This is a genomic window from Agrococcus citreus, assembly GCF_039527715.1.
Classification (GTDB): domain Bacteria; phylum Actinomycetota; class Actinomycetes; order Actinomycetales; family Microbacteriaceae; genus Agrococcus; species Agrococcus citreus.
The window spans coordinates 59,727-84,422 of the sequence record NZ_BAAAKK010000004.1 but is presented as its reverse complement, the minus strand read 5'-3'; the positions used below and the strand labels follow the sequence as shown (position 1 = coordinate 84,422).

Genomic DNA, 24,696 nt, shown 5'->3' with positions numbered 1-24,696 from the left:
CATGAGCTTCAAGAAGTTCCTGCGCGGGCCGATCCCGTGGATCGTCCTCGCGCTCGTCATCGTCGGCATCGCGTTCAGCTTCTTCATGACGCCGCAGTTCCGTCCCGTGCAGACGGATGTCGGCATGCAGATGATCGAGGACGGCCGCGTGCAGCAGGCGCGCATCGTCGACGGCGAGCAGCGCGTCGACCTCATTCTCACCGAGCCCGACGAGGAGCTCGGCGCGCAGGTGCAGTTCTACTACGTCGCACCCCGCGGGCCCGCGGTCGTCGAGGCGATCGCCTCTGCCGATCCGTCTGAGGGCTACATCGACGAGGTGCCGCAGGGCAACTGGCTGCTCTCGCTCATGGGCATCCTGCTGCCGGTGCTGCTGCTGGGTGCGCTCTTCTACTTCTTCATGACGCGACTGTCGGGCGGCAACAAGGGCGTCATGCAGTTCGGCAAGTCGAAGGCCAAGCTGATCACCAAGGACATGCCGCAGGTGAAGTTCTCGGATGTCGCGGGCGCCGACGAGGCCGTCGAGGAGCTCGGCGAGATCAAGGAGTTCCTGCAGGACCCGACGAAGTTCCAGGCGGTCGGCGCGCGCATCCCGAAGGGCGTGCTGCTGTACGGCGCGCCCGGCACGGGCAAGACCCTGCTGGCCCGCGCCGTCGCGGGCGAGGCCGGTGTGCCGTTCTACTCGATCTCGGGCTCCGACTTCGTCGAGATGTTCGTCGGCGTCGGCGCGAGCCGCGTGCGCGACCTCTTCGAGCAGGCCAAGCAGAACGCACCGGCGATCATCTTCGTCGACGAGATCGACGCCGTCGGCCGGCACCGCGGCGCGGGCCTCGGCGGCGGCCACGACGAGCGCGAGCAGACGCTCAACCAACTGCTCGTCGAGATGGACGGCTTCGACGTGAAGACGAACGTCATCCTCATCGCCGCGACGAACCGTCCCGACATCCTTGACCCCGCGCTGCTGCGCCCCGGCCGCTTCGACCGCCAGATCGGCGTCGACGCCCCCGACATGAAGGGGCGCGAGACGATCCTCGGCGTGCACGCGAAGGGCAAGCCGATCGCGCCCGGCGTCGACCTCTCGGTGCTCGCGCGCAAGACGCCCGGCTTCACGGGTGCCGACCTCGCGAACGTGCTGAACGAGGCCGCGCTGCTCACGGCGCGCCAGAACGCGACGCAGATCACCGACGAGTCGCTCGACGAGGCCGTCGACCGCGTGATGGCTGGCCCGCAGCGCCGCACGCGCATCATGAACGACAAGGAGCGGCTCATCACCGCCTACCACGAGGGTGGGCACGCGCTCGCGGCGGCCGCGATGCGGCACTCCGACCCCGTCACGAAGGTGACGATCCTGCCGCGCGGCCGCGCGCTCGGCTACACGATGGTGCTGCCGATCAACGACCGCTACTCCGTCACGCGCAACGAGCTGCTCGACCAGCTCACCTACGCGATGGGCGGTCGAGTCGCCGAGGAGATCGTCTTCCACGACCCGACCACCGGCGCCGGCAACGACATCGAGAAGGCCACCGGCATCGCCCGCAAGATGGTGACCGAGTACGGCATGACCGCCGCGATCGGCGCCGTGAAGCTCGGCTCCGCGCAGGGCGAGCAGTTCTTCGGCCGCGACATGGGCGGCAACCGCGACTACTCGCCGTCGCTCTCCGAGGCCGTCGACCGCGAGGTGCGGGCGCTCATCGAGCAGGCGCACACCGAGGCGTGGACGGTGCTGAACTCCAACCGCGAGCTGCTCGATCGGCTCGCGGGCGAGCTGCTCGAGAAGGAGACGCTCGACCACCTGCGGCTCGCCGAGCTCTTCGCCGAGGTCGAGAAGCTGCCCGAGCGACCGCAGTGGCTGTCGAACCCCGAGCGCCCGGTGAGCGACGTCCCGCCGATCGAGCTGCCCGTCTCGCAGCACGTCGACGAGGTCGTCGAGCCCGACACCGAAGCCGTCGCCGAAGTCTGATGGCGGTCGACGGGAAGCGGGTCGCCGCGGCCGTCCGCGAGCTGCTCGCGGCGATCGGCGACGACCCGGCGCGACCGGGCCTCGCCGAGACGCCGCGCCGCGTCGCTGAGGCGTACGCGGAGTACTTCGCGGGCGTGGGGGTCGACGCCTCCGGACACCTCGACTCGGGCGACCTCGCGGGGGAGTCGGGCGAGATGGTGCTGCTGCGCGACATCGAGTTCCGCTCCATGTGCGAGCACCACCTGCTGCCGTTCACGGGCGTCGCCCACGTCGCCTACCTGCCGAGCGACCGCATCGTCGGCCTCGGCCGCATCCCCCGCGTCGTCGAGACGATCGCCTCGCGGCCGCAGATCCAGGAGCGGCTGACCGACGAGATCGCCGACGCGCTCGTCGCCGGGCTCGATCCGCGCGGCGTGCTCGTCGTCGTCGAGGCGGCCCACGGATGCGTCGCGGCACGCGGCGCCCGGCAGGCCAACTCGTCGACCGTGACGATCGCGAGCCGCGGCACGCTCGCCGAGCCGATCGAGCGCGCCGAGATCATGGCCCTGATCGGGGAGCGTCGGTGACCGCCGCCGAGGTCTGGGGCATCCTCAACGTCACGCCCGACTCCTTCAGCGACGGCGGCCGCTACATCGACGCGGGCGCGGCGATCGCCCACGCGCGGCGGATGCGCGCGCAGGGCGCCGGCGTCGTCGACATCGGGGGAGAGTCGACCCGGCCGGGCGCCTCGCCCATCGACCCCGACGAGGAGCAACGGCGCATCCTGCCGGTCGTGACCGAACTCGTGCGCGAGGGAATCCGCGTCTCGGTCGACACGATCCACGCGGCGACCGCTCGAGCCGCGATCGCCGCGGGCGCCGAGATCATCAACGACGTGACGGCCGGCGAGCACGACCCCGACATGCTGCGCACGGTCGCGGAGGGCGGCGCGCGCATCGTGCTCATGCACTCGCGCGGCATCGACGTGACGCAGGACACCCACTACGACGACGTCGTGCGCGAGGTCGTCGAGCACCTCGAGCAACGGGTCGCGGCCGCGGTCGACGCGGGCATCGCGCGCGAGCGCATCATCCTCGACCCGGGCTTCGGCTTCTCGAAGGGCGCCGACGACAACTGGCGACTCCTCTCGGGCCTGCACCACCTCGTCGAGCTGGGGCTCCCGCTGCTCGTCGGCACGAGCCGCAAGCGGTTCCTCGGCGACCTCGTGCCGGAGGGCGCGCCAGCCTCGGAGCGCGACGCGGCGACAGCCGCGACCTCGCTGCTCGCCGCCCAGCGCGGCGCCGGCGCGGTGCGCGTGCACGACGTGGCCTCGACGGTCTCGGCCGTGCGGTCGCTCGACGCCGTCCGGCGCGCCGAGGGGCCCGATTGGGACGTCGTGCTCGACGACGTCGAGCGCCTCCACGGCACGATCGACCTGCGCGGGATCCGCGCGACCGGGCACCACGGCGTGCTGCCCGAGGAGCGCAGGGACGGCCAGGAGTTCGTCGTCGACGTCTCGCTCGGCCTCGACGTGCGCGACGCGGTCGCGAGCGACGACGTCGCGCGCACCGTGCACTACGGCGAGCTCGCCGAGCGCATCGTCGCGGCGATCGAGCGCGACCCCGTCGACCTCATCGAGACGCTCGCCGACCGGATCGCCCACGTCTGCCTCGAGGATCACCGCGTCGGGCACGCGGTCGTGACCGTGCACAAGCCGAGCGCGCCGATCGCCGTGCCGTTCGGCGACGTCTCGGTGACGGTGCAGCGGGCGCGCCTGCGTCGCGGCGGAGGCATCCGTTGAGGCTCTCGCTCGAGCGCCGGGCGGTGCTCTCGCTCGGCTCCAACCTCGGCGACCGCGTCGCGACCATCGACCGGGCCGTGCGCGCGCTCGGGGCCATCGACGGCATCCGCGTGCTCGAGCGCTCGAGCGCGTGGGAGTCGCCCTCGTGGCATCCCGACGGCGAGGGGCTCTCGCCCGACTACGCCAACATCGTCGCGATCGTCGGCACGTCGCTCGAGCCGCTCGACCTGCTCGACGCCATCCGCGCGGTCGAGGATGCGCTCGGCCGCGTCCGCGAGGAGCGCTACGGCAGCCGCACGATCGACATCGACATCGTCGCGATCGGCGCGCTCGAGGTCGACTCGGCGGAGCTCACCGTGCCGCATCCGCGGGCTCACGAGCGCCAGTTCGTGCTGCAGCCGTGGCTCGAGCTCGAGCCGCACGCCGAGCTGCCCGGGCACGGCTCGATCGCGGAGCTCGCCGAGTACGCCGACGGCGACGTCTGGCGGCTCGCGTGACGCGCACGTCCGCCACCACGCTCATCCTCACCTTCGTCATCGCCGCGGCGGTCGCCTGGATGGCCGAGGCGCTGCTCGTGATGAACGGCCGTCCCGCGCTCGTGCCGCCGCTCACCCTCGGGGTCGCCCTCGCGGTGCTCGGCGGGGTGCTGCTGCTGCTCGCCTGGCCGGTGCGGCAGGCTGCGCGCGGCAAGCGCCGCATCGACTACCGGCATGCGACGAGCGTGCTCGGCTTCGCGAAGGCGAGCTCGATCGTGGGCGCGCTGCTCACGGGCGGGGCGCTCGGCGCGCTCGCGTTCTTCGCCACGCGCGCCGTGGTCGCGGGCGACGCCGTGCTCGCGCTCGCCGTGATCGCAGCTGGCGCCGCGATCGAGCTCGTCGCGGGGGTCGTCGCAGAGCACTGGTGCGTGCTCCCGCCCGACGAGGAGGACGACGCGAGGGCACCCGCGTCGGCGCCGGAGCCGGCCTAGGACGCTCGGGCTCAGCGCTCCGGTGCGGGCTGGAAGTTCGTCATCGACTCCTCGTCGAACGCCGTGCGCAGCGCTTCCACGCCCTCCCAGTTGACGTAGACGACCGACTGCGAGCCCTCCATGCCGGTGCCGAGCGTGGGCATCGTGAAGGTCTGGATGCGCGTGGAGTCGAGCTGCGCGAGCTGCGACCCGAGGTCGAAGACCACCGGGAACGAGAACGTGTCGGTCGTCGCCATGTGCGGGGTGACGGTCGCGAGCAGGTTGGCCATGCGGTCGGGGTTCGTGAGGTTCTCGCGCGTCATCATCTGCTCGATCGCGCCGCGCAGCAGCGCGCGCTGGTTGTGCGAGCGCTGGTAGTCGCCGTCGGAGAAGGGGTAGCGCGCGCGCACGTAGGCCAGCGCCTCGTCGCCGGCGACGGTGATCTCGCCCGCCGGATAGCTGTACGCGCCCTCGCTGAACGCGATGTCGTTCTGCAGCGTCACGCCGCCGAGCGCCTCGGTGAGGCCCTTGAACCCCTCGAAGTCGATCACCGCGACGTGGTCGATACGCTGGTCGATGATGCCCTCGACGGTCTGCACCATGAGCGGCACGCCGCCGAGCGAGAGCGCCGCGTTCACCTTCTGCGTGCCGTGCCCCGGGATCTCCACCCACGAGTCGCGCATGATCGACATGATCTGCACCGTCTCGCGGTCCGGCGGGATGTGGGCGACCATGATCGTGTCGGCGCGGTCGCCGAGGCTCGTCAGCAGCGAGCCGTCGGTCGCGCGCGAGTCGCTGCCGAGCAGCAGCACGTTCACGGGTGCGCCCGACTCGGTCGCCGCGGCCGTCGGACGCAGCGACTCCTCGGGGAATGCGGTCTCGATCGTCTCCACCTGCTGCACCGACGGATTGATGCGCAGGAAGTACCAGCCGATCGCCGCCAGCAGCGCCAGCACGATGACGCCGACGATGGAGACGGCGATCCATCGGCCGACATGCGTGCGCTGCTTGGTCTCGGAAGTCACCGCGGCAGTATCGCAGACAGCCCCATCAGCCTCATCGCACTAGCCTGGAGCGGGCCGCAGACGGCCACCGGCGACCGCCGGAAGAGCAGTGGAGGAACCGTGTCCGAGCGCCTTGACGTCACCGGCGACTGGCAGCGCGTCAGCATGCGCTACGCCGTGGTCGAGTCGATCGGCACCGTGATCGCGTGGGCGATCGTCGGCATCGGCGCGACCGTGCCGCTCTGGTTCCTGACCGACGGCGAGATGCCGCTGTGGGCCTGGATCCCGATCATCGCCGCCGCCGTCCTCACCATCGTCGGAGTCGTGTGGTCGTTCCTGCGCACCCGCACGATCGGCTATCTGCAGCGCGCCGACGACCTGCTCGTGCGCCGTGGCATGCTCTTCCGCCGATTCGTCGCGGTGCCCTACGGCCGCATGCAGATCGTCGACATCACCCAGGGACCCATCGAGCGGATGTTCGGGCTCAGCACCCTGAAGTTCGTCACCGCGGCCGCGTCGAGCGCGATCACGATCCCCGGCATGCCGGGCTCGACCGCCGAGGAGCTGCGCGACCACCTCGTCGCCGTCTCGGAGTCGCGACGGGCCGGCCTGTGACCGACGCCCCGCGCCCGCCCCACCCGCCGGAGGGCCCGGCGCAGCCGTGGCCGCCGCAGGGCTCGGCCCAGCCCTGGCCGCCGCAGCAGGCGCAGCAGCAGCCCGCCGGGCAGCCCTGGCAGCAGCAGCCCGCCAGGCAGCACTGGCAGCAGCAGCCTGCCGGGCAGCCCTGGCAGCAGCAGCACGCGGGCGGACCGCGGCCGCCGGCGACCGATGCGCGCGCGAAGGCGATCGAGCTCGTCGACGGCGAGTGGCACCGCCTCCACCCCGCGACCCCGCTCCTGCGCGGTGGCCTCGCGCTCATCATCTTCCTCGGCGTCATCATCTCGACCTTTCGCGACCGCCTCATCGGCATGTTCGTGCCGCCGGAGTGGGCGGGCGAGGTCGAGGACTTCGATCAGGACCCGTTCGGCGACTTCGTGCTCGACCAGCTGCTGTGGGTCTCGCTCGGCACGATCGCGGCCGTGCTCGTCGGCATCCTCATCTTCTGGCTCAGCTGGCGCGTGCACCGCTTCCGCATCACGGGCGACGCCGTCGAGGTGCAGCAGGGCATCTTCGTCAAGCGCCATCGCCGCGCTCCGCTCGCGCGCATCCAGGCCATCAACATCCAGAAGCCGTGGTTCGCGCGGCTCCTCGGCGCGTGCAAGTTCGAGGTGCAGCAAGCGGGCAACGACGCCAACGTCGATCTCAACTACCTGAGCTCGTCGGTCGCGGATGCGCTGCGGTTCGAGGTCATGAACCGCGCCTCAGGGCGCTCGGCGGCCGACGTGCAGCGCATGGCGGCGGAGCGCGGCGGCGCCGGCGGCGTCGTCGACGAGCTCCTGCGGCCCGACGCCGAGATCGCGCACCTCGCGCCCGACTCGCTCGTGCGCATCCCGCTCGGCCGCATCATCGCCTCGTCGCTGCTCGACGGCTGGATCGTGTGGGCGGTCGCCTACGCGATCGGCACGCTCGTGCTCATCGTCGGGTTCCAGCAGTTCTGGGCCGTGTTCGCGCTGCTGCCCGGTGCGATCGCGTTCTTCGCGGCCGGCATGCGCTCGCTCGGCTCGAAGCTGCGCTACTCGATCGCCACGACGCCCGACGGCATCCGACTGGCGTACGGGCTCGCCTCGACGACGACCGAGATCCTGCCTCCCGGCCGCATCTTCGCCCTGCACGTGAAGCAGCCGCTGCTGTGGCGCCCGTTCGGGTGGTGGCAGGTGACGTTCACGCGCGCGGGTAAGTCGAAGCCCGACAGCTCGGGCCAGGGCCAGGGCAGCCAGATGGCGAGCTACCTGCTGCCCGTCGGCGACCTGCGCGACGTGCGCACCGTCGTCGGGCTCGTGCTGCCCGAGCTCGCGCACTCGCCGCTCGTCGACGCCGGCCTCTTCGGGCAGGCGCCCGACGCGTTCGTCGTCAGCCCTCGCCGTGCGCGGATCTTCCGCTGGTTCTCGGTGCGCCGCAACGGCTTCCACGTGCACGACGCCGCGTTCCTGCTGCGCTTCGGCCGCATCTGGCGGTCGCTGCAGATCGTGCCCCAGGCGCGCGTGCAGTCGGTCGCGCTGCAGCAGGGGCCGATCTACGGGCTCGCGCGGCTCGGCCGCGTGCAGTTCCACGTGCCCGACACCGTGCTCTCGCCCGGCATCGGCGCGATCGACCAGGGCGACGCGCGCATCCTCTTCGACCACGCGATGCGCACGGTCAAGGTGGCGATCGACCGGGATGCGTCGGAGTCGTGGGCCGCGTCGCTCTCGCGCAACGCTGTGCTCGAGACCGCGCCGGCCGTGCAGGACGGGCTGATGGCGCCGCCGTCCGCGTCGGCGCAGCAGCCCGGGCCGCCCTCGCAGTGGCACGTGCAGCAGCCCTGGCACGCCGGGCCGCCGCCGCTTGCGCAGCAGCAGCCGCAGCAGCAGCCCTGGCAGGGCCAGCCGCCGCCGCAGGGCCGGGTGCCGCAGCAGTGGCAGGGCCAGCAGCAGCTCGGGACGCCCCCGCAGCAGCAGCCCGATCCGCGCTGGCAGCGGCCGCGCGAGGAGCCGTGAAGCCGGGCAGGCTCGGCGTCGGGATCATCGGCGCCGGCCGCGTCGGTCCGGTGCTGGGCGCGGCGCTCGCGGGCGCGGGGCACGCGATCGTCGGCATCGACGCGACGGGCGCCGACGCGATCGAGCGCGCCGAGGCAGTGCTGCCGGGCGTCGCCCTGCTCGATGCGCCGACGATCGTCGAGCGCGCCGAGCTCGTCCTGCTCGCGGTCCCCACCGCCGAGCTGCCGGGGCTCGTCGCCGGCCTCGCGGCGACCGGCGCGTGGCAGCCCGGGCAGATCGTCGTGCACACCGCGGCCGAGCACGGCATCGGTGTGCTGCAGCCGGCGGTCGCGCGAGGCGCCATCCCCATCGCGCTCCATCCCGCGATGAGCTTCTCCGGCACGTCGCTCGACCTCTCGCGGCTGCTCGACGCGACGATCGCCGTCACCGCTCCCGGGCCCGTGCTGCCGATCGGGCAGGCGCTCGCGGTGGAGATGGGCGCGGAGCCGATCGTCGTCGAGGAGTCGGACCGCGCCGCGTACGCCGAGGCGATCGAGGTGGCGTCGAGCTTCGCCGACGGGATCGTCGCGCAGGCGATGCGGCAGCTGCACGAGATCGGCGTCGACCGGCCCGCCCGCGTGCTCGGCGGCGTCGTCCGCTCCGCCGTCGAGTCGGCGCTCGCCCGCTACCCCGACCCGCCCCTCCACCGCTGATCTGAACGTCGGGGGTGGCTGGACGACGGCGCATGCCGGATGAGCGACCACCCGCGACGAAAGAGAGTCCAGGGCGGGGGCGCGCCTAGGCTTGGCGGGTGCCCGCAGCCCTCGAGACCCTGACGACCATCGACAGCGTGCGCGCGCTCGTGCGCGACGCCCGCGCCGAGGGCCGCGGTGTCGCGCTCGTGCCGACGATGGGCGCGCTCCACGACGGCCACGTCGCGCTCGTGCGCACCGCGCTCGAGCGGGCCGACCTCGTCATCGCGTCGGTGTTCGTCAACCCGCTGCAGTTCGGGCCGCACGAGGATCTCGCGCGCTACCCCCGCACCCCGGAGGCCGACACCGAGCGCCTCGCCGAGCTCGGCGTCACGACCGTCTTCATGCCGACGGTCGACGAGATGTACCCGGACGGTGGCAGGTCGGCGACCCTCGTCACGGCCGGCCACCTCGGCACGGTGCTCGAGGGGCGCAGCCGTCCCGGCCACTTCGACGGCGTGCTGACGGTCGTCGCGAAGCTGCTCTCGATCGTCGCCCCCGACGTCGCCGTCTTCGGCGAGAAGGACGCCCAGCAGCTCTTCCTCGTGCGCCGCATGGCGCGCGACCTGAACTTCCCGGTCGAGGTCGTCGGCGTGCCGACCGTGCGGGAGCCCGACGGGCTCGCCCTCTCGAGCCGCAACAGCTTCCTGCAGCCGGGGGAGCGGGCGGATGCGCTCGTGCTGTCCCGCGCGCTCGAGGCGGCAGGCGCTGCGGCCGACCGGGGCGTCGAGTCGATGCTCGCGGCCGCGCAGGCCGTCTGCCAGGACGACACCGGCGTGCAGCTCGACTACCTCGCGGTCGTCGACCCGCGCACCTTCACGAGCGCGACCGACCAGCACCACGGTCCCGCGCAGGTGCTCGTCGCGGCCCGCGTCGGCACCGTCCGCCTGATCGACAACGCCATCTTCACCATCCCCTGACCCCTGTCGACGCTGCTCGTCCGAGCGGAGGGGCAACTCGGACGCGAACCCTCGACGGCGGGGCCGATGCGTAGGCGAGGCCCGGGCGGATGCGCGCCGGTAGGCTCGGGGGTCGTGACCGACTCCCAGCAGCCCTCGCCCGAGCAGTCCGTCGAGCACGAGCGCGCGGACTGGGTCTCGCGCCTCGCCGACGAGGTCGTCGCCGAGGCCGCGCGGCGCGGCACCCGCCCGGTCGCCGCATCCGGCATCTCGCCGTCGGGCCCCATCCACCTCGGCAACTTCCGCGAGGTGATGAGCCCGCACCTCGTCGCCGACGAGCTGCTCCGCCGGGGCGTCGACGCCGAGCACCTCATCTCGTGGGACGACTACGACCGCTTCCGCAAGGTGCCCGCCGGCATCGACGGCGTCGACGAGTCGTGGGCCGAGCACATCGGCAAGCCGCTCACGAGCGTGCCGCCGCCCCCGGGCAGCACCGCCGACTCGTGGGCCGCCCACTTCCGCGCGCAGGCCGAGGCCTCGTTCGCGGAGGCCGGCGTGCGCTACCGCGGCATCAGCCAGACCGAGCAGTACCGGGCGGGCGCCTACACCGAGCAGATCCTGCACGCGATGCGCCACCGCCGCGAGATCGACGCGATCCTCGCGCAGTACCGCACGCTGCCGGCCGCGAAGGACGAGGACGAGGCGCTGCAGGCGGCGCTCGACGCGGGCTCCGGGGCCGCGAGCGAGGACGACGGCTCGGCCGGCGCCGAGTACTACCCGTACAAGCCCTACTGCACCGCATGCGGCAAGGACCTCACGACGATCGAGGCGTACGACGACGACTCGACCGAGCTGACGTACTCGTGCCAGTGCGGCCACCGCGAGACCGTGCTGCTGCGCGAGTTCCGCTCGGGCAAGCTCGTCTGGAAGGTCGACTGGCCGATGCGCTGGGCGTTCGAGCGCGTCGTGTTCGAGCCCTCCGGCGTCGACCACCAGTCGCCGGGTTCGTCGTTCCAGGTCGGCCTGCAGCTCGCGCCCGTGTTCGGCTGGGAGCGTCCGCTCGGCCCGATGTACGCGTTCGTCGGCTTCGGCGGCGTGGCCAAGATGTCGTCGTCGCGCGGCGGCGCGCCCGTGCCCGCCGACGCGCTCGCCGTCATGGAGGCGCCGGTGCTGCGCTGGCTCTACGCCCGCCGCCGCATGAACCAGTCGTTCGACGTCGCGTTCGGCTCCGAGCTCCAGCGCACCTACGACGAGTGGGATGCGCTGCAGCGGAAGGCGGCGGCCGGCACCGCGCAGGCGGCCGAGCTCGCCGCGCTCGAGCGGGCGACCTCGACGGCGCACGAGCGGCTGCCCGAGACGCCGCGCCGCGTCGCGTACCGCACCCTCGCATCCGTCGTCGACATCACGTTCGGCGACGAGGCGCAGGTGCTGCGGATCGTGCGCGGGCTCGACGCCGACGACCCGATCGTCGATCTCGACGTGCTGCGGCCGAGGCTCGACAAGGTCGAGGCGTGGGTCGCGACGCACATGCCCGCCGATGAGCACACGACTGTGCGCGAATCGCCCGACAGGGGGGCGCTCGACGCGCTCACCGAGGTCGAGCGCGAGGCGCTCGGCCTGCTGCTCGAGGGCGGCCTCGGCCTGCCGCCGATCGAGGAGGCCTGGACGCTCGACGGGCTGACGAACCAGACCTACGGCGTCGCGAAGGTGCAGCGCGGGCTCGAGCCGGATGCGATCGTCAAGGGCGACAAGGAGCTCTCGGCCGCGCAGCGCGCGTTCTTCGCGCTGCTGTACCGCCTGCTCGTCGGCCGGGAGACCGGCCCGCGCATCCCCACGCTCCTGCTCGCGATCGGCTCCGAGCGGGTCCGCGCCCTCCTCTCCGCCTGACGGACGTCGAACTTCGCTGAGCTGCGCGTCTCGAGTGCAGGAACCCGCGGTTCGGGGAAGCTCGGCGAAGGGGTCGGGCGGGCGCGGTACCCTTGACGCATGCCTGAGAGCTGGTGGGGGAACGCGATCTTCTCTCTCGTCCCGACGATCGTGCTCGGCCTCATCTTCTGGATGGTCATGCGCATGATCATCCGCGGCGACCGCACCGCGCGCATGAAGTACGACCAGATCGAGGCGGAGGAGCGCGCGAAGGCCGGCCTCCCGGCCAAGCCGCAGCGCGCGCGAGCCGCAGGCGCTGCGACGGCGGAGGCCGACGCGTCGGCCGAGACCGTCGCCGATCGGCCGCCCGCCGCGAGCGGGTCGAGCCCGGACCGCACCTCGGCCTAGCGACCCGCGCCGAGCGGGCGCCGGGTCAGCGCGCCCCGACCGGCTCCGGCATTGGCTCGGCGAGCGGCGCTCGCGGCTCGAGCAGCTCCGCGCCCGGGGCGCCGACCGTCGAGCGCTGGTCCTTCGCGAGGAAGAAGTGCACCGCCAGGTAGGCGGCCGCGAGCGCGAGCGTCGTGAGGCCGAACGACAGCCAGTCCTCGCCGGCGACGGGCTGCGACGAGAACGCCGAGGTGCCGGTGAGCGCGAGGGGCACCATGATGAAGACGTTGTTGGCGGTGTGGAGCACCGACGCCGACTCGAGCCCGCCCGTGCGGTACGTCAGCATCGAGCACGTGAAGCCCACGAGCGAGAGCTGGAGCGTCGCCGAGATCGACGGATGCGCGTGCATCGCACCGAAGAGCAGTCCGGTCGCGATGCCGATCCAGATGGCGTTGCCGAGCCGGCCGGCCAGCACCCACGGCCCCACGGCGGCAGCGACGAGCGCGAGCAGCGACAGGTACCAGGTCGCCGGCTGCAGCACCATCACGGCGAGCACCGGCAGCAGCAGCACGAGCGCCGGCACGTAGCGGTGGCGCAGCCAGCCGCCCATCAGCTGGGGCAGCAGCCCGCGGAACGTGAACTCCTCGCCAGTCGCCTGCAGCGGCGTCGTCAGCAGCACGATCGCGACGAGTCCCCAGTTGGGGTTCCACTGCCACTCGACCGAGGGGTCGAGCCAGAGCGAGATGCCGATGTAGACGGCGAAGATCGGCAGGATCACGATCGCCGCGCGACCTGTCGTGCGCCAGCGCCAGCGCCCCGCGACGCTCGACGCGAATCCGGCGGCCCCCTTGCCGAACGCCGCCATCGCGACGATCGCGCCCGGGATCATCGCGGCCCAGGCCATGTTCACCCCGGCCATGCCGAGCGGCGTGCCGAGGATGTCGCCGAGCATCTCGGCCGCGACGTCCGGGTCGCTCGCGCTCGCGACGTCCAGCTGCGAGAAGAACTCGACCATGCCGGGCATGAGCAGCGCGAGCGAGACGACCTGGCCGCCGAAGAAGAAGCCGATCGCGATCGCCCAGGCGACGAACCAGCGGCCGACGCGCCGCTCGAGCGGCGCGAACGCCATCGGGTACGACTGGCCGTCGACCGGCAGGGCGGCCGGCAGCAGCGCCGGCTTGGTCGGCGGCGCCGGCTGCGGGGCGAAGCCCGGCTGCCCGTAGGGCGCGTACGGCTGCTGCGGTGCGCCGGGCCCGTACGCCGACGGCGTGTACGGCGAGTGCTGCGGCTGCCCGTAGGCCGGCTGCCCGTAGGTGGGCTGCCCGTATTGCGGCTGCCCGTAGGCAGGCTGCTGCTGCCGCTCGGATTCGGGCTGCCCGTACGCCTGGGGCGCCGGCGTCGACCAGGGTCGGCCGTCGCGCGGATCGCGGTCGGGCTGGGGCTGGGGCGCGGATGCCTGCTCGGGGCGGCTCCACGGCTGCGGGGGCAGATCGGTCACCGTGCTCCTTCGTCGTCGCGACGAGCGTATCGGCGACAGTTCGGTGTTCCGTGAGGGTCGACCGTGAACGGCTCTCCTCAGCCGTCGCGCCGACAGCGAACACGGCCGCGCCGTCCCTCATGCCGCGACTACGCTCGCAATCAAGGAAGGGAGCCAGCGATGTTCGAGAGATTCACCGACCGCGCTCGCCGCGTCGTGGTCCTCGCCCAAGAAGAGGCGAAGCTGCTCAACCACAACTACATCGGCACGGAGCACATCCTGCTCGGGCTCATCCACGAGGGTGATGGCGTCGCCGCGAAGGCCCTCGAGCAGCTGGGCATCTCGCTCGATGCCGTGCGCGCGCAGGTCCAGGACATGATCGGCACCGGTAGCCAGCAGACGACGGGCCACATCCCGTTCACGCCGCGCGCCAAGAAGGTGCTCGAGCTGAGCCTGCGCGAGGCGCTGCAGCTCGGCCACAACTACATCGGCACCGAGCACGTGCTGCTCGGCCTCATCCGCGAGGGCGAGGGCGTCGCCGCGCAGGTGCTCGTCAAGCTCGGCGCCGACCTCAACCGCGTGCGCCAGACGGTCAACCAGCTCCTCGCCGGGTACCAGGGCAAGGAGACGACCACGGTCGGCGGCGACACCACGCAGCAGGCCGACCCCAAGGGCTCGACGATCCTCGACCAGTTCGGGCGCAACCTCACGCAGGCCGCCCGCGACGGCAAGCTCGACCCCGTCATCGGGCGCGAGAAGGAGATCGAGCGGGTCATGCAGATCCTCTCGCGCCGCTCGAAGAACAACCCCGTGCTGATCGGTGAGCCCGGCGTCGGCAAGACCGCCGTCGTCGAGGGCCTCGCGCAGGCGATCGTCAAGGGCGAGGTGCCCGAGACGCTCAAGGACAAGCAGGTCTACACGCTCGACCTCGGCAGCCTCATCGCCGGCAGCCGCTACCGCGGTGACTTCGAGGAGCGCCTCAAGAAGGTGACGAAGGAGATCCGCACGCGCGGCGACATCATCACCTTCATCGACGAGATCCACACCCTCGTCGGCGCGGGCGCCGCAGAGGGCGCGATCGACGCGGCCAACATCCTCAAGCCGCTGCTCGCGCGCGGCGAGCTGCAGACGATCGGCGCCACGACGCTCGACGAGTACCGCAAGCACTTCGAGAAGGATGCGGCCCTCGAGCGCCGCTTCCAGCCCATCCAGGTGCAGGAGCCGTCGGTCGCCCACACGATCAACATCCTCAAGGGCCTGCGCGACCGCTACGAGTCGCACCACAAGGTCACGATCACCGACGGCGCGCTCGTCGCGGCCGCGAACCTCGCCGACCGCTACGTGCAGGACCGCTTCCTGCCCGACAAGGCGATCGACCTGATCGACGAGGGCGGCGCCCGCCTGCGCCTGTCGATCCTCTCGGCCCCGCCGGAGCTGCGCGAGTTCGACGAGCGGATCGCCGGCGTGCGCACGCGCAAGGAGGCCGCGATCGACGGCCAAGACTTCGAGGCAGCCGCGCGCCTCCGCGACGAGGAGAAGGAGCTGCTCGGCGAGCGGCTCCGCACCGAGAAGCAGTGGCGCTCGGGCAACGGCGGTCCGACCGGCGTGCTCGACGAGGGCGTGATCGCCGAGGTGCTCGCGAACGCGACCGGCATCCCGGTGTTCAAGCTCACCGAGGAGGAGTCCGCTCGCCTCATCTTCATGGAGAAGGCCCTGCACCAGCGCGTCATCGGCCAGAACGAGGCGATCGACGTGCTGGCGAAGACCATCCGTCGCCAGCGCGCTGGCCTCAAGGACCCGCGCCGCCCCTCGGGCTCGTTCATCTTCGCCGGCCCCACGGGTGTCGGCAAGACCGAGCTCGCGAAGGCGCTCGCGGAGTTCCTCTTCGACGACCAGGACGCGCTCATCTCGCTCGACATGTCGGAGTACAGCGAGAAGCACACCGTCTCGCGCCTCTTCGGCGCCCCTCCCGGGTTCGTCGGCTTCGAGGAGGGCGGCCAGCTCACCGAGAAGGTGCGTCGCAAGCCGTTCTCCGTCGTGCTGTTCGACGAGATCGAGAAGGCGCACAGCGACATCTTCAACTCGCTGCTGCAGATCCTCGAGGAGGGTCGTCTCACCGACGGCCAGGGCCGCGTGGTCGACTTCAAGAACACCGTCATCATCATGACGACGAACCTCGGCACGAAGGACATCTCCGGCGGCCCCGTCGGCTTCGTCCTCGAGGGCTCGGCCGAGAACGACTACGACCGGATGCGCGCCAAGGTGCGCGAGGAGCTCAAGCGCAACTTCAAGCCCGAGTTCCTCAACCGCGTCGACGAGATCGTCGTCTTCCCGCAGCTGAGCCCCGACGAGCTGCTGCAGATCGTCGACCTGTTCATCGCTCGCCTGGCCGAGCGACTGCTCGACCGCGACATGACGATCGAGCTGACGGAGGCCGCGAAGCGCCGCCTCATCCACATCGGTCACGACCCGGCGCTCGGCGCCAGGCCGCTGCGCCGTGCGGTGCAGCACGAGATCGAGGATGCGCTCAGCGAGAAGATCCTGCACGGCGAACTCGCGGGTGGCGAGCACGTGACCGTCGACTTCGCCGACGACGAGTTCGTGTTCACCCACACGAGCCCGGAGCCGCACGAGCCGGCACTCACGCCGGCCGACGCGGCGTAGGCAAGAGCGAGGAGAGGGGGCCCACGGGGCCCCCTCTTCTGCGTCGGTCGACGGGAGTTCACCGGCAAGTCACCTTTGGGGCTCGCCACCGGCTACCGGGGTCCATAGAGTCAGAGTCGGTGCGACGAAGCACCTCCCTCTGTTCCCCTGCACCTCGGAGATCCTGTGAACAACAAAGCGAAGCGCTCGCTCGCGGCCGGAGCGGCCTGCGCGATGGGCGTAGGGCTGCTCGTCAGCAGCCCGGCGGTCGCGACAGCCGCGCCCATCGTCGTCGACCCGGCCACCACCGCGGTGGTCAACCTGCTGCACTTCAACGACTTTCACGGTCGTCTCGACGCGACCTCGACGGTGCAGTTCGCCGGCACCATCGAGCAGCTGCGAGCCGACTACCCCGAGTCGACGGTGCTGCTCTCCGGCGGTGACAGCATCGGCGCCTCCAACTTCACGTCCTCCTCGCAGGACGACGAGCCGACCATCGACGTGCTGAACGCCATGGAGCTCGACGCGTCCGCGGTCGGCAACCACGAGTTCGACCGCGGCGTCGACGACCTCACCGGTCGCGTCGCGGGCCTCATCGAGTTCTCGTACCTGTCGGCCAACGTCACGCTCGACGGCGCCCCGATCGGCCCGGCATACGACCTGTTCGAGATCGACGGCATCACCGTCGGCGTCGTCGGTGCCGTCACCGAGCAGACGCCGAGCCTCGTCGACGGCTCCGGCATCGTCGGCGTCGAGTTCGGCGACCCGGTGGTCGCGGTCAACGAGGTCGCGTCCGCGCTGTCGGACGGCGACGAAGCGAACGGCGAGGCCGACGTCATCGTCGCCGAGATCCACGAGGGCTCGCAGCTCTCGCTCGCGCCGAACGCGCCGCAGGCCGAGCAGCAGGCGCTCCTCGGACCTGACGCGGCCGGCGGCGGCGTCTTCGGCAACATCGTCAACGGGCTCTCCGCAGACGTCGACGTGATCTTCAACGGCCACACGCACCGCACGTACTCGTGGCTCGCGCCCGTCCCGGGCGCCCCGGGCGAGACGCGCCCGGTCGTGCAGTCGAACGAGTACTCCAACCTGCTCGGCCAGGTCGTCCTGGCCGTCGACCGCGCCACCGGCGACATCTCGGTCGAGGGGCTCACGAACCACGCCCGCACCACGACGCCTGCCGCCGACCTCGTCGCCGCGTACCCGCGCGTCGCCGCCGTCAAGGCGATCGTCGACGAGGCGGTCGCGCAGGCCGCCATCATCGGCAACGTCGAGGTCGGCTCGATCAGCGGCCCCATCACGGTGCCTTCGCTGTCGAACGGCAACCGCGGCGAGGAGTCGACCGCAGCGCAGATGGTCGCGAACATGTACCGCGAGCAGCTCGCGAGCGACGCCCGCGGCGGCGCCGACATCGGCATCGTCAACCCGGGCGGCGTGCGCGACAGCTTCCTCTACGAGCCGACCGCGCCCGAGACCGAGCCCGGCGTCGTGCGCCTCGCCGAGGCCGACACCATGCTGCCGTTCATCAACAACCTGTGGACGATCACGCTCACCGGCGCCGAGCTCGACGCCGTGCTCGAGGAGCAGTGGCAGCGCTCGATCGACGGCGAGCCGTTCACGTCGGGTCGAACCTACCTGCAGCTGGGCCTGAGCGACAACGTCACCTACGTCTCCGACCCGTCGCGGCCGCTCGACGACCGCGTGAGCGACATCGCGATCGACGGCGAGTTCATCACGCCCGAGCAGGAGATCCGCGTCGCGAGCGCGTCGTTCCTCATCGGCGTCATGGGCTCGAACCCGGGCGACAACTTCTGGTCGTTCGCGGAGGGCGCGGATGAGCGCGACTCCGGCCTGGTCGACCAGGACGCCCTGCTCGGCTACCTCGCCGACAACCCCGGCCTCGCCCCCGACTACTCGGTGCGCCACGTCGACCTCGTCGGCCTGCCCGGCACGGTCTCGGGCGGCTCGGAGCAGACGGTGGAGGTGCGTCAGGTCGACCGCATCCGCTCGCTCGGTGCTGACGCGTCGTCGACGGTCGAGATCGTCGACGAGGCCGGCACGGTGCTCGGCGCCGGCGACGTGGTCGTCAACACCGACGCGAACGGCGCTCCGCTGACGACCTCCGCGACGGTGACCTTCACGGTGCCGCCGGCGGCCGACCTCGCTGCGGCGGTCCGCACCCTCTCGGTGCGCACCGACAACGGCACGATGATCCCGTTCCAGCTCGAGGTGTCGCCGACCGACCGCATCGCGGGCGACGACCGCTTCGCCACGGCTGTCGAGCTCTCGCAGAGCGCGTACGCGGGCGGCGCGGATGTCGTCTACGTCGCGAGCGGCGAGAACTGGCCCGACGGTCTCGCAGCGGGTCCCGCCGCGGCGCACGAGGGCGGCCCGCTGCTCCTCGTCCGCAAGGGTGAGGCACCGCAGATCGTGCTCGACGAGATCGCGCGCCTCGGCGCCGAGCGCGTCGTGGTCGTCGGCGGCGAGCCGACGATCAGCGCCGCGACGCAGGCGCAGATCGACGCGCTCGCGACCGTGACGACCGTCGACCGCGTGGCGGGCGACGACCGCTACGAGACGGCGCAGCTCATCGCCGACTACGCCTTCGAGACCGCGTCGGGCGCCTACGTGGCGACCGGTCGCAGCTTCCCGGATGCGCTGTCGGCCGGTGCCGCCGCCGGTCACCTCGACTGGCCGCTGCTGCTCGTCGACCCCGACGAGCAGGTCCCGGCCGCGACGCTCGGCTCGCTCGACGCGCTCGGCGCGGACCTCGTGCGCATCGTGGGCTCGTCGAAGACGGTGCCCTCGGCGGTCGCGGGCGAGTTCGTCGACGCCGGCTTCACGGTGAGCCGACTCGGCGGCGTCGACCGCTTCGCCACGTCGGCCATCATCACGGCCTCCGCGTTCGCCGCGCCGCTCGACGCGGCGTACCTCGTCTCGGGCGAGCACTACCCCGACGCCCTCGCGGGCGCCGCGGTGGCGGGCGCGACCGACGTGCCGATGCTCATCACGCGCAACCAGTGCGTGCCCGACTCGGTGCGCGACGAGCTCGAGCGCCTGCAGGTCTCGACGGTCTGGCTGATCGGCGGCGAGCCGACGCTCAGCCCCGCGCTCGAGTCGCTGACGGTCTGCGGCTGATCGCACGATCGGCTGATCGGCCTCGCGGCTGATCGGCACGGAGGGGCGGGGCTGCGGCTCCGCCCCTCCGGCGTGTGGGCGGCGGCCGCTACCGTGCCGCGCATGAGCAGGATCATCTTCGACACCGCGACCACGCTGAACGGCTTCCTCGCCGACGACGAGCACTCCCTCGCCTGGCTCTTCGCCGTCGACGGCGGCGACGACCCCGACGAGACGCTGCTGCCGCAGGGCGCGACGGTCATGGTCGAGGGCTCGCACACCTACGAGTGGAGCTTGCGCGAGTGGGACATCGTCGAGCAGCCGGGCAAGTGGCAGGAGTTCTACGGCGACCGCCCCGTGTTCGTCTTCTCCACCCGCGAGCTGCCCGTGCCCGAGGGCGCCGACGTGCGCTTCCTGCGCGGGACGGTCGCCGAGGCGCTGCCGGCCCTCCGCGAGGCCGCGGGCGACGGCGACATCTGGGTCGTCGGCGGGGGAGACCTCGCCGGTCAGTTCCTCGACGCGGGCGCGCTCGACGAGATCGCGATCTCGATCGCGCCGATCGCGCTCCGAAGCGGGGCGCCGCTGCTGCCGCGCCGCGTGGAGTCCGATCGCCTGACGCTCATCGAGGCGCGCCAGGTCGGGCAGTTCGCCCGACTCGTGTACCGGGTCGGTCAGGAGGCATCGGCGTAGGCTCGGGAGCGTGACCGTCGACGCAACCGCACCCGACTCATCCGCCGCCGACCCCTCCGCGCTGACCGTGCGGCCGGCCCGCACCGGCGATGTGCGGGCGATGCGCGACCTCATCGAGCCGTACGTGCGGCGGCGGATCCTGCTCGGCAAGGAGCTCGTCACGCTCTTCGAAGCGGTGCAGGAGTTCGTCGTCGCGGAGCGCGACGGACAGGTGGTGGGCTGCGGAGCGCTGCACGTCATGTGGGAGGACCTCGGCGAGGTGCGCACGATCGCGGTCGCCGAGGGCGTGCTGGGCAAGGGCGTCGGCCACGCCATGCTCGAGTCGCTCGAGCAGCGCGCCGCCGACCTCGGCCTCTCGCGCCTGTTCTGCCTGACCTTCGAGACGGAGTTCTTCAGCCGGCACGGATTCGTCGAGGTCGCCGAGCAGGTCGTCGGCCCCGACGTCTTCGCCGAGCTCGTGCGCTCGCCCGACGGCGGCATCGCCGAGTTCCTCGACCTCGCCCACGTGAAGCCGAACACCCTCGGCAACACGCGCATGCTCAAGCGGCTGTGAGCCGCCGCTCGCCTACCCTGTATCCGTGACCCAGGCATCGACAGCGAAGCGCCGCGCCGCCGTGCGCCGGCGCCGCACGATGCTGGGACTGCTCGCGATCCTCGTCGCGGCGGCGGTCGTGCTGCTCGTGTGGCGGCCGTGGGAGGCCCCCGAGGCGGCGCCCTCGGCGGCGCCCAGCGAGAGCGCCGCACCGTCGGCGACCCCGGAGGCGAGCGAGTCGCCCACCCCCACGCCCAGCGGGCCGTTCACGCCCGTCGGCGGCAGCGACGAGACCGCAGAGCCGACCGAGCCGTGCGCGCCCGAGCAGATCACCATCGTGCCAGCCGTCGACAAGCCCGCCTACGCGGCCGACGAGCGCGTGCAGCTGTCGTTCACGATCGAGAACACCGGTGAGGGCGCGTGCTCGCTCAACGCGGGCACGAGCGTGCAGGAGTACGAGATCCGCGCCGGCGACGACGTCGTGCACCGCTGGTCCGACTGCGCCGCCGACGTGCAGGACAACGTCGTGCAGCTGCAGCCGGGCCAGCCGCAGTCGACCGTGCCGGTCGAGTGGGACCGCACCGCCTCGTCGATCGAGACCTGCACGGCCGAGCGGCCGCAGGTGCCCGCAGGCGGCGCGACGTACGAGCTGAGCGTGCGCGTGGGTGACTACGCGAGCCGGCAGAGCGCGCAGTTCATCCTCGAATAGCCAGCGAGGCCGCCCAGGCGCTACGTTTCGTTCAGGTTCGTGATGCGGAGGTGGCCATGGCCGAGCAGGCAGCTCGCGGTGCAGAGGTCGACGTCGACGTCGTCGTCGTGGGGGCGGGTCCCGCAGGGCTCTCCGCAGCGACCGCGATCGTCGAGGCAGGCATGACCGTCGCGGTGCTCGAGGCGCGCGATCGCGTCGGCGGCCGCACGTGGACGGAGCACGTCGACGGCGCCATGCTCGAGCTCGGCGGCCAGTGGATCTCGCCGCACCAGACCGTGCTGCTCGAGACCATCGAACGGCTCGGGCTCGAGACGTTCCAGCGGTATCGCGACGGCGAATCCGTCTACGTGCTGCCCGACGGCGAGGCACGTCGCTACACGGGCGACTTCCCGATCGAGCCCGCGACCGTCGCCGAGCTCGACCGCCTCATCGGCGTCGTCGACGCGCTCGCCGCAGAGGTCGACCCCGAGGCGCCCTGGTCGCACCCGCGCGCTCGCGAGCTCGACACGGTGCAGTTCGACGCGTGGCTGCGCGAGCAGACCGACGACGCCGCGGCGGCCCACCTCGCGGCGCTCTTCATCGGCCCCGCGATGCTGACGAAGCCCTCGCACGCGTTCTCGGTGCTGCAGGCGCTGCTCATGGCCGCGAGCGCCGACGGGTTCTCGAACCTCGTCGACGAGGACGAGATCCTCGACCGCCGGGTGGTCGGCGGCATGCAGCAGGTCAGCACGCGCATGGCCGAGGCGCTCGGCGACGCGGTGCACCTCGGCGCGCCCGTGCGACGCATCGAGCGCAGCGACGACGCCGTGACGGTCGTCGCCGACGGGGTCGTCGCGCGCGGTCGCCGCGTCATCGTCGCCGTGCCCCCGAACCTCATCACCCGCATCGACGTGCAGCCGCCGCTGCCGCGCCGGCAGCACCAGCTGCACCAGCACCTCTCGCTCGGCCTCGTCATCAAGGTGCACGCCGTCTACGACCGCCCGTTCTGGCGCGACGCCGGCCTGTCGGGCACGGGCTTCGGGCCGGACGAGCTCGTGCACGAGCTCTACGACAACTCGAACCACGACGACCCGCGCGGCACGCTCGTCGGCTTCGTATCGGACGAGCACGCCGACGAGGCGTTCCGCTGGAGCGACGAGGAGCGCCGTCGGCGGATCCTCGAGTCCATCGGCCGCTACCTCGGCCCCGAGGCGCTCGAGCCGGTCGTCTACTACGAGAGCGACTGGGGCAGTGAGGAGTGGACGCGCGGCGCCTACGCCGCGAGCTACGACCTCGGCGGCCTCCACCGCTACGGCGCCGACCAGCGCCAGAGCGTCGGCCCCATCCACTGGGCGTGCAGCGACTTCGCGGGGCACGGCTACCAGCACGTCGACGGAGCGATCCGCTCCGGTCGCGCGGCGGCCGCCGAAGCGGTCGCGGCACTCGCGGCCTAGCGCCGCTCGCGTCGGGGCGGCCCGTCCCGGCGCATGGATCTCGGCTCGCCGAGACGGAGGAAGGACTCCAGATGAGCGAGACTCGCACCCGCAGCTCCAAGGGGCTCGCGGCCGGCTCGGTCGGACTGATCGGCGCGATCGTCATCGGCATCTCGTGCATCGCGCCGGCGTACACGCTGACGGCCGCGCTCGGCCCGACCGTGTCGGAGGTCGGCGTGCAGGTGCCGGCCATCATGCTCGTGGGCTTCCTGCCGATGCTGCTCGTCGCCTTCGGCTACCGCGAGCTCAACAGCGCCATGCCCGACTCGGGCACGACGTTCACGTGGGTGACGCGCGCGTTCGGCCCGTGGCTCGGCTGGATGGGCGGGTGGGGCCTCATCGCCGCCACCATCCTCGTGCTCTCCAACCTCGCCGGCATCGCGGTCGACTTCTTCTTCCTGCTGCTGTCGCAGATCTTCGGGCAGCCCGCGATCGCCGACCTCGCGGGCGAGGCCGGCATCAACGTACTCGTCTGCCTGCTCTTCATGGCGGGCGCGACCTTCATCTCCTACCGCGACGTGAAGACCACGCAGCGGCTGCAGTACTGGCTCGTCGGCATCCAGGTGCTCGTGCTCCTCGGCTTCGCGGCCGCCGCGATCGTGCGCGTCGTGAACGGCACGGCGTTCGACGCGACGCCCGTCGAGGCATCCTGGTTCAACCCCTTCGCGGTCGACTCGTTCACGGCGTTCGCCGCCGGCCTCTCGCTCTCGATCTTCATCTTCTGGGGCTGGGACGTCACGCTCACGATGAACGAGGAGACGCGCGGCTCCGACAGGACGCCCGGTCTCGCGGCGACGTGGACCGTCGTCGTCATCATGGTGCTCTACCTGCTGCTGGCGATCTCGCTCATCGCCTACGCGGGCGTCGGGGAGGGCGAGTTCGGCCTCGGCAACCCCGAGATCCAGGACAACGTGTTCTTCGCGCTCGCCGGCCCCATCCTCGGCCCGCTCGCGCTGCTCGTCTCGCTCGCCGTGCTCATGAGCTCAGCGGCGTCGCTGCAGTCGACGTTCGTGAGCCCGGCGCGCACCCTGCTCGCGATGGGGCACTACGGCGCGCTGCCGAAGCGGTTCGCGTCGGTGACCGAGCGGTTCAAGTCGCCGGGCTTCGCGACCCTCGCGGCGAGCGCCGTCGCGAGCGGCTTCTACGCGGTGATGCGCTTCATCAGCGAGAACGTGCTGTGGGACACGATCACCGCGCTCGGCATGATGATCTGCTTCTACTACGGGCTCACCGCGTTCGCGGCGGTCTGGTACTTCCGCCGCACCTGGTTCACCTCCTGGCGCACCGCGCTGTACCGGCTCGTGTTCCCGGGCATCGGCGGCCTCGTGCTCGCGATCCTCTTCGTCACGACGCTCATCGACTCGATGGACCCGGAGTACGGCTCGGGGTCGAACATCGGCGGCGTGGGCCTCGTCTTCGTGCTGGGCGTCGTGACGCTCGGCATCGGCGTCGTGATCATGGTCGTGCAGTCGATCCGCGAGCCGGCGTTCTTCCGCGGCGAGCGCATCGCGATCGGCGCCTCGGACGGCGGCCGCGACATGGACCTCGACACGGCGATGCTCGAGGTGCCGAAGCCGGTGGCGGGGGACAAGGCGCAGTAGCGCCTCAGAAGGCCGGGACGCCGAGCGGGTCGACGACCGGCGCGGCCTCCCGGCGCCCCTCGCTGATGGTCTCGGGCACCGCGTTGCGCACGAGCGCGACCGACTCGTCGATCACGCGCGAGTAGCCGAGCCGCCGGGCCTCGGTGACGCGGCGCTTCGCCGCCGACGCGGCGCGGATCTCGCCGGCGAGCGAGATCTCGCCGATCGCCGCGAGCCGGCGCGGCAGTGCGACGTTCTTCTCGGCGCTCGCGATCG

At 72.0% G+C, this 24,696-nt stretch carries 20 protein-coding genes and 1 pseudogene; 18 read left to right on the top strand and 3 right to left on the bottom strand.

The annotated features are described in order from the left end of the window. Nucleotide 1 precedes the first annotated feature (1 nt). From ftsH to ABD106_RS07380, 5 genes are read left to right on the top strand one after another with little or no spacing between them, the layout of a single operon-like run. The gene (gene ftsH / locus ABD106_RS07400) at nt 2–1,957 is read left to right on the top strand and encodes an ATP-dependent zinc metalloprotease FtsH (RefSeq protein ID WP_343918935.1); all 1,956 of its coding nucleotides are present in this window, start codon (nt 2–4) and stop codon (nt 1,955–1,957) included. Further along, entirely contained in the window at nt 1,957–2,523 is a 567-nt protein-coding gene (gene folE / locus ABD106_RS07395; RefSeq protein WP_343918933.1) for a GTP cyclohydrolase I FolE, read from the top strand. The genes ftsH and folE overlap by 1 nt, the downstream gene beginning before the upstream one ends. Further along, a complete protein-coding gene (folP, locus tag ABD106_RS07390) occupies nt 2,520–3,737 on the top strand; it encodes a dihydropteroate synthase (RefSeq protein WP_343918931.1) in 1,218 nt (405 codons plus the stop codon). Before folE ends, folP begins: the two co-directional genes overlap by 4 nt. Continuing rightward, on the top strand, nt 3,734–4,234 hold the full coding sequence (gene folK / locus ABD106_RS07385) for a 2-amino-4-hydroxy-6-hydroxymethyldihydropteridine diphosphokinase (protein ID WP_343918929.1): 501 nt from the start codon (nt 3,734–3,736) through the stop codon (nt 4,232–4,234). Before folP ends, folK begins: the two co-directional genes overlap by 4 nt. After that, nucleotides 4,231–4,704, top strand: coding sequence for a DUF3180 family protein (locus ABD106_RS07380; RefSeq protein ID WP_343918927.1), 474 nt, complete (start codon nt 4,231–4,233; stop codon nt 4,702–4,704). Before folK ends, ABD106_RS07380 begins: the two co-directional genes overlap by 4 nt. An 11-nt stretch (nt 4,705–4,715) precedes the next feature. Here ABD106_RS07380 and ABD106_RS07375 read toward each other — a convergent pair whose 3' ends face one another. Continuing rightward, a complete protein-coding gene (locus ABD106_RS07375) occupies nt 4,716–5,708 on the bottom strand; it encodes an LCP family protein (RefSeq protein WP_343918925.1) in 993 nt (330 codons plus the stop codon). 99 nt (nt 5,709–5,807) lie between these two features. On the opposite strand from ABD106_RS07375, the gene ABD106_RS07370 reads away from it, so the two are divergent. The 6 genes from ABD106_RS07370 to ABD106_RS07345 all read left to right on the top strand — a co-directional run bounded on the left by ABD106_RS07370 (nt 5,808) and on the right by ABD106_RS07345 (nt 12,224). Continuing rightward, entirely contained in the window at nt 5,808–6,302 is a 495-nt protein-coding gene (locus ABD106_RS07370; protein WP_343918923.1) for a PH domain-containing protein, read from the top strand. Further along, nucleotides 6,299–8,320 carry a PH domain-containing protein gene (locus ABD106_RS07365; protein WP_343918921.1) on the top strand — a complete coding sequence of 674 codons (2,022 nt, stop codon included), beginning with the start codon at nt 6,299–6,301 and terminating at the stop codon, nt 8,318–8,320. The genes ABD106_RS07370 and ABD106_RS07365 overlap by 4 nt, the downstream gene beginning before the upstream one ends. Continuing rightward, nucleotides 8,317–9,012, top strand: a complete 696-nt coding sequence (locus ABD106_RS07360) for a DUF2520 domain-containing protein (RefSeq protein ID WP_343918919.1) — start codon at nt 8,317–8,319, stop codon at nt 9,010–9,012. The genes ABD106_RS07365 and ABD106_RS07360 overlap by 4 nt, the downstream gene beginning before the upstream one ends. Before the next feature lie 98 nt (nt 9,013–9,110). After that, a complete protein-coding gene (gene panC / locus ABD106_RS07355; protein WP_343918917.1) occupies nt 9,111–9,971 on the top strand; it encodes a pantoate--beta-alanine ligase in 861 nt (286 codons plus the stop codon). Nucleotides 9,972–10,085: 114 nt separating this feature from the next. Then, a complete protein-coding gene (locus ABD106_RS07350; protein ID WP_343918915.1) occupies nt 10,086–11,837 on the top strand; it encodes a lysine--tRNA ligase in 1,752 nt (583 codons plus the stop codon). Between the two features lie 99 nt (nt 11,838–11,936). After that, the gene (locus ABD106_RS07345) at nt 11,937–12,224 is read left to right on the top strand and encodes a hypothetical protein (RefSeq protein ID WP_343918913.1); all 288 of its coding nucleotides are present in this window, start codon (nt 11,937–11,939) and stop codon (nt 12,222–12,224) included. Nucleotides 12,225–12,249: 25 nt separating this feature from the next. Here the strand turns inward: ABD106_RS07345 and ABD106_RS07340 are convergent, their stop codons facing one another. Continuing rightward, nucleotides 12,250–13,701 carry a CPBP family glutamic-type intramembrane protease gene (locus tag ABD106_RS07340; RefSeq protein WP_343918911.1) on the bottom strand — a complete coding sequence of 484 codons (1,452 nt, stop codon included), beginning with the start codon at nt 13,699–13,701 and terminating at the stop codon, nt 12,250–12,252. A 159-nt stretch (nt 13,702–13,860) separates the two neighbouring features. On the opposite strand from ABD106_RS07340, the gene ABD106_RS07335 reads away from it, so the two are divergent. The 7 genes from ABD106_RS07335 to ABD106_RS07305 all read left to right on the top strand — a co-directional run bounded on the left by ABD106_RS07335 (nt 13,861) and on the right by ABD106_RS07305 (nt 24,441). Beyond that, on the top strand, nt 13,861–16,344 hold the full coding sequence (locus tag ABD106_RS07335; RefSeq protein ID WP_343918909.1) for an ATP-dependent Clp protease ATP-binding subunit: 2,484 nt from the start codon (nt 13,861–13,863) through the stop codon (nt 16,342–16,344). Between the two features lie 165 nt (nt 16,345–16,509). Continuing rightward, complete coding sequence (locus ABD106_RS07330; protein ID WP_343918907.1) at nt 16,510–19,458, top strand: cell wall-binding repeat-containing protein; 2,949 nt, start codon at nt 16,510–16,512, stop codon at nt 19,456–19,458. A 102-nt stretch (nt 19,459–19,560) separates the two neighbouring features. Further along, nucleotides 19,561–20,127: a dihydrofolate reductase family protein gene (locus ABD106_RS07325; protein ID WP_343918905.1), complete on the top strand. Its 567-nt coding sequence runs from the start codon at nt 19,561–19,563 to the stop codon at nt 20,125–20,127. Between the two features lie 10 nt (nt 20,128–20,137). Beyond that, nucleotides 20,138–20,680, top strand: coding sequence for an amino-acid N-acetyltransferase (locus ABD106_RS07320; RefSeq protein WP_343918903.1), 543 nt, complete (start codon nt 20,138–20,140; stop codon nt 20,678–20,680). A gap of 25 nt (nt 20,681–20,705) precedes the next feature. After that, nucleotides 20,706–21,368 (top strand): hypothetical protein, encoded by a 663-nt coding sequence (locus ABD106_RS07315; protein ID WP_343918901.1) that lies wholly within the window; start codon nt 20,706–20,708, stop codon nt 21,366–21,368. A gap of 56 nt (nt 21,369–21,424) precedes the next feature. Continuing rightward, the gene (locus ABD106_RS07310; RefSeq protein ID WP_343918899.1) at nt 21,425–22,801 is read left to right on the top strand and encodes a flavin monoamine oxidase family protein; all 1,377 of its coding nucleotides are present in this window, start codon (nt 21,425–21,427) and stop codon (nt 22,799–22,801) included. Nucleotides 22,802–22,872: 71 nt separating this feature from the next. Then, nucleotides 22,873–24,441: an APC family permease gene (locus ABD106_RS07305; RefSeq protein ID WP_343918897.1), complete on the top strand. Its 1,569-nt coding sequence runs from the start codon at nt 22,873–22,875 to the stop codon at nt 24,439–24,441. Nucleotides 24,442–24,445: 4 nt separating this feature from the next. On the opposite strand, the pseudogene ABD106_RS07300 reads toward ABD106_RS07305, so the two are convergent. Next, nucleotides 24,446–24,696, bottom strand: a pseudogene (locus ABD106_RS07300) (DNA repair protein RadA); the annotation flags it as partial.

What these genes read in the sequence shown, in the direction of transcription:
- ftsH (WP_343918935.1), top strand. Translation starts at nt 2, where the DNA reads ATGAGCTTCAAGAAGTTCCTGCGCGGGCCGATCCCGTGGATCGTCCTC.
- folE (WP_343918933.1), top strand. Translation starts at nt 1,957, where the DNA reads ATGGCGGTCGACGGGAAGCGGGTCGCCGCGGCCGTCCGCGAGCTGCTC.
- ABD106_RS07345 (WP_343918913.1), top strand. Translation starts at nt 11,937, where the DNA reads ATGCCTGAGAGCTGGTGGGGGAACGCGATCTTCTCTCTCGTCCCGACG.
- ABD106_RS07335 (WP_343918909.1), top strand. Translation starts at nt 13,861, where the DNA reads ATGTTCGAGAGATTCACCGACCGCGCTCGCCGCGTCGTGGTCCTCGCC.
- ABD106_RS07325 (WP_343918905.1), top strand. Translation starts at nt 19,561, where the DNA reads ATGAGCAGGATCATCTTCGACACCGCGACCACGCTGAACGGCTTCCTC.
- ABD106_RS07310 (WP_343918899.1), top strand. Translation starts at nt 21,425, where the DNA reads ATGGCCGAGCAGGCAGCTCGCGGTGCAGAGGTCGACGTCGACGTCGTC.
- ABD106_RS07305 (WP_343918897.1), top strand. Translation starts at nt 22,873, where the DNA reads ATGAGCGAGACTCGCACCCGCAGCTCCAAGGGGCTCGCGGCCGGCTCG.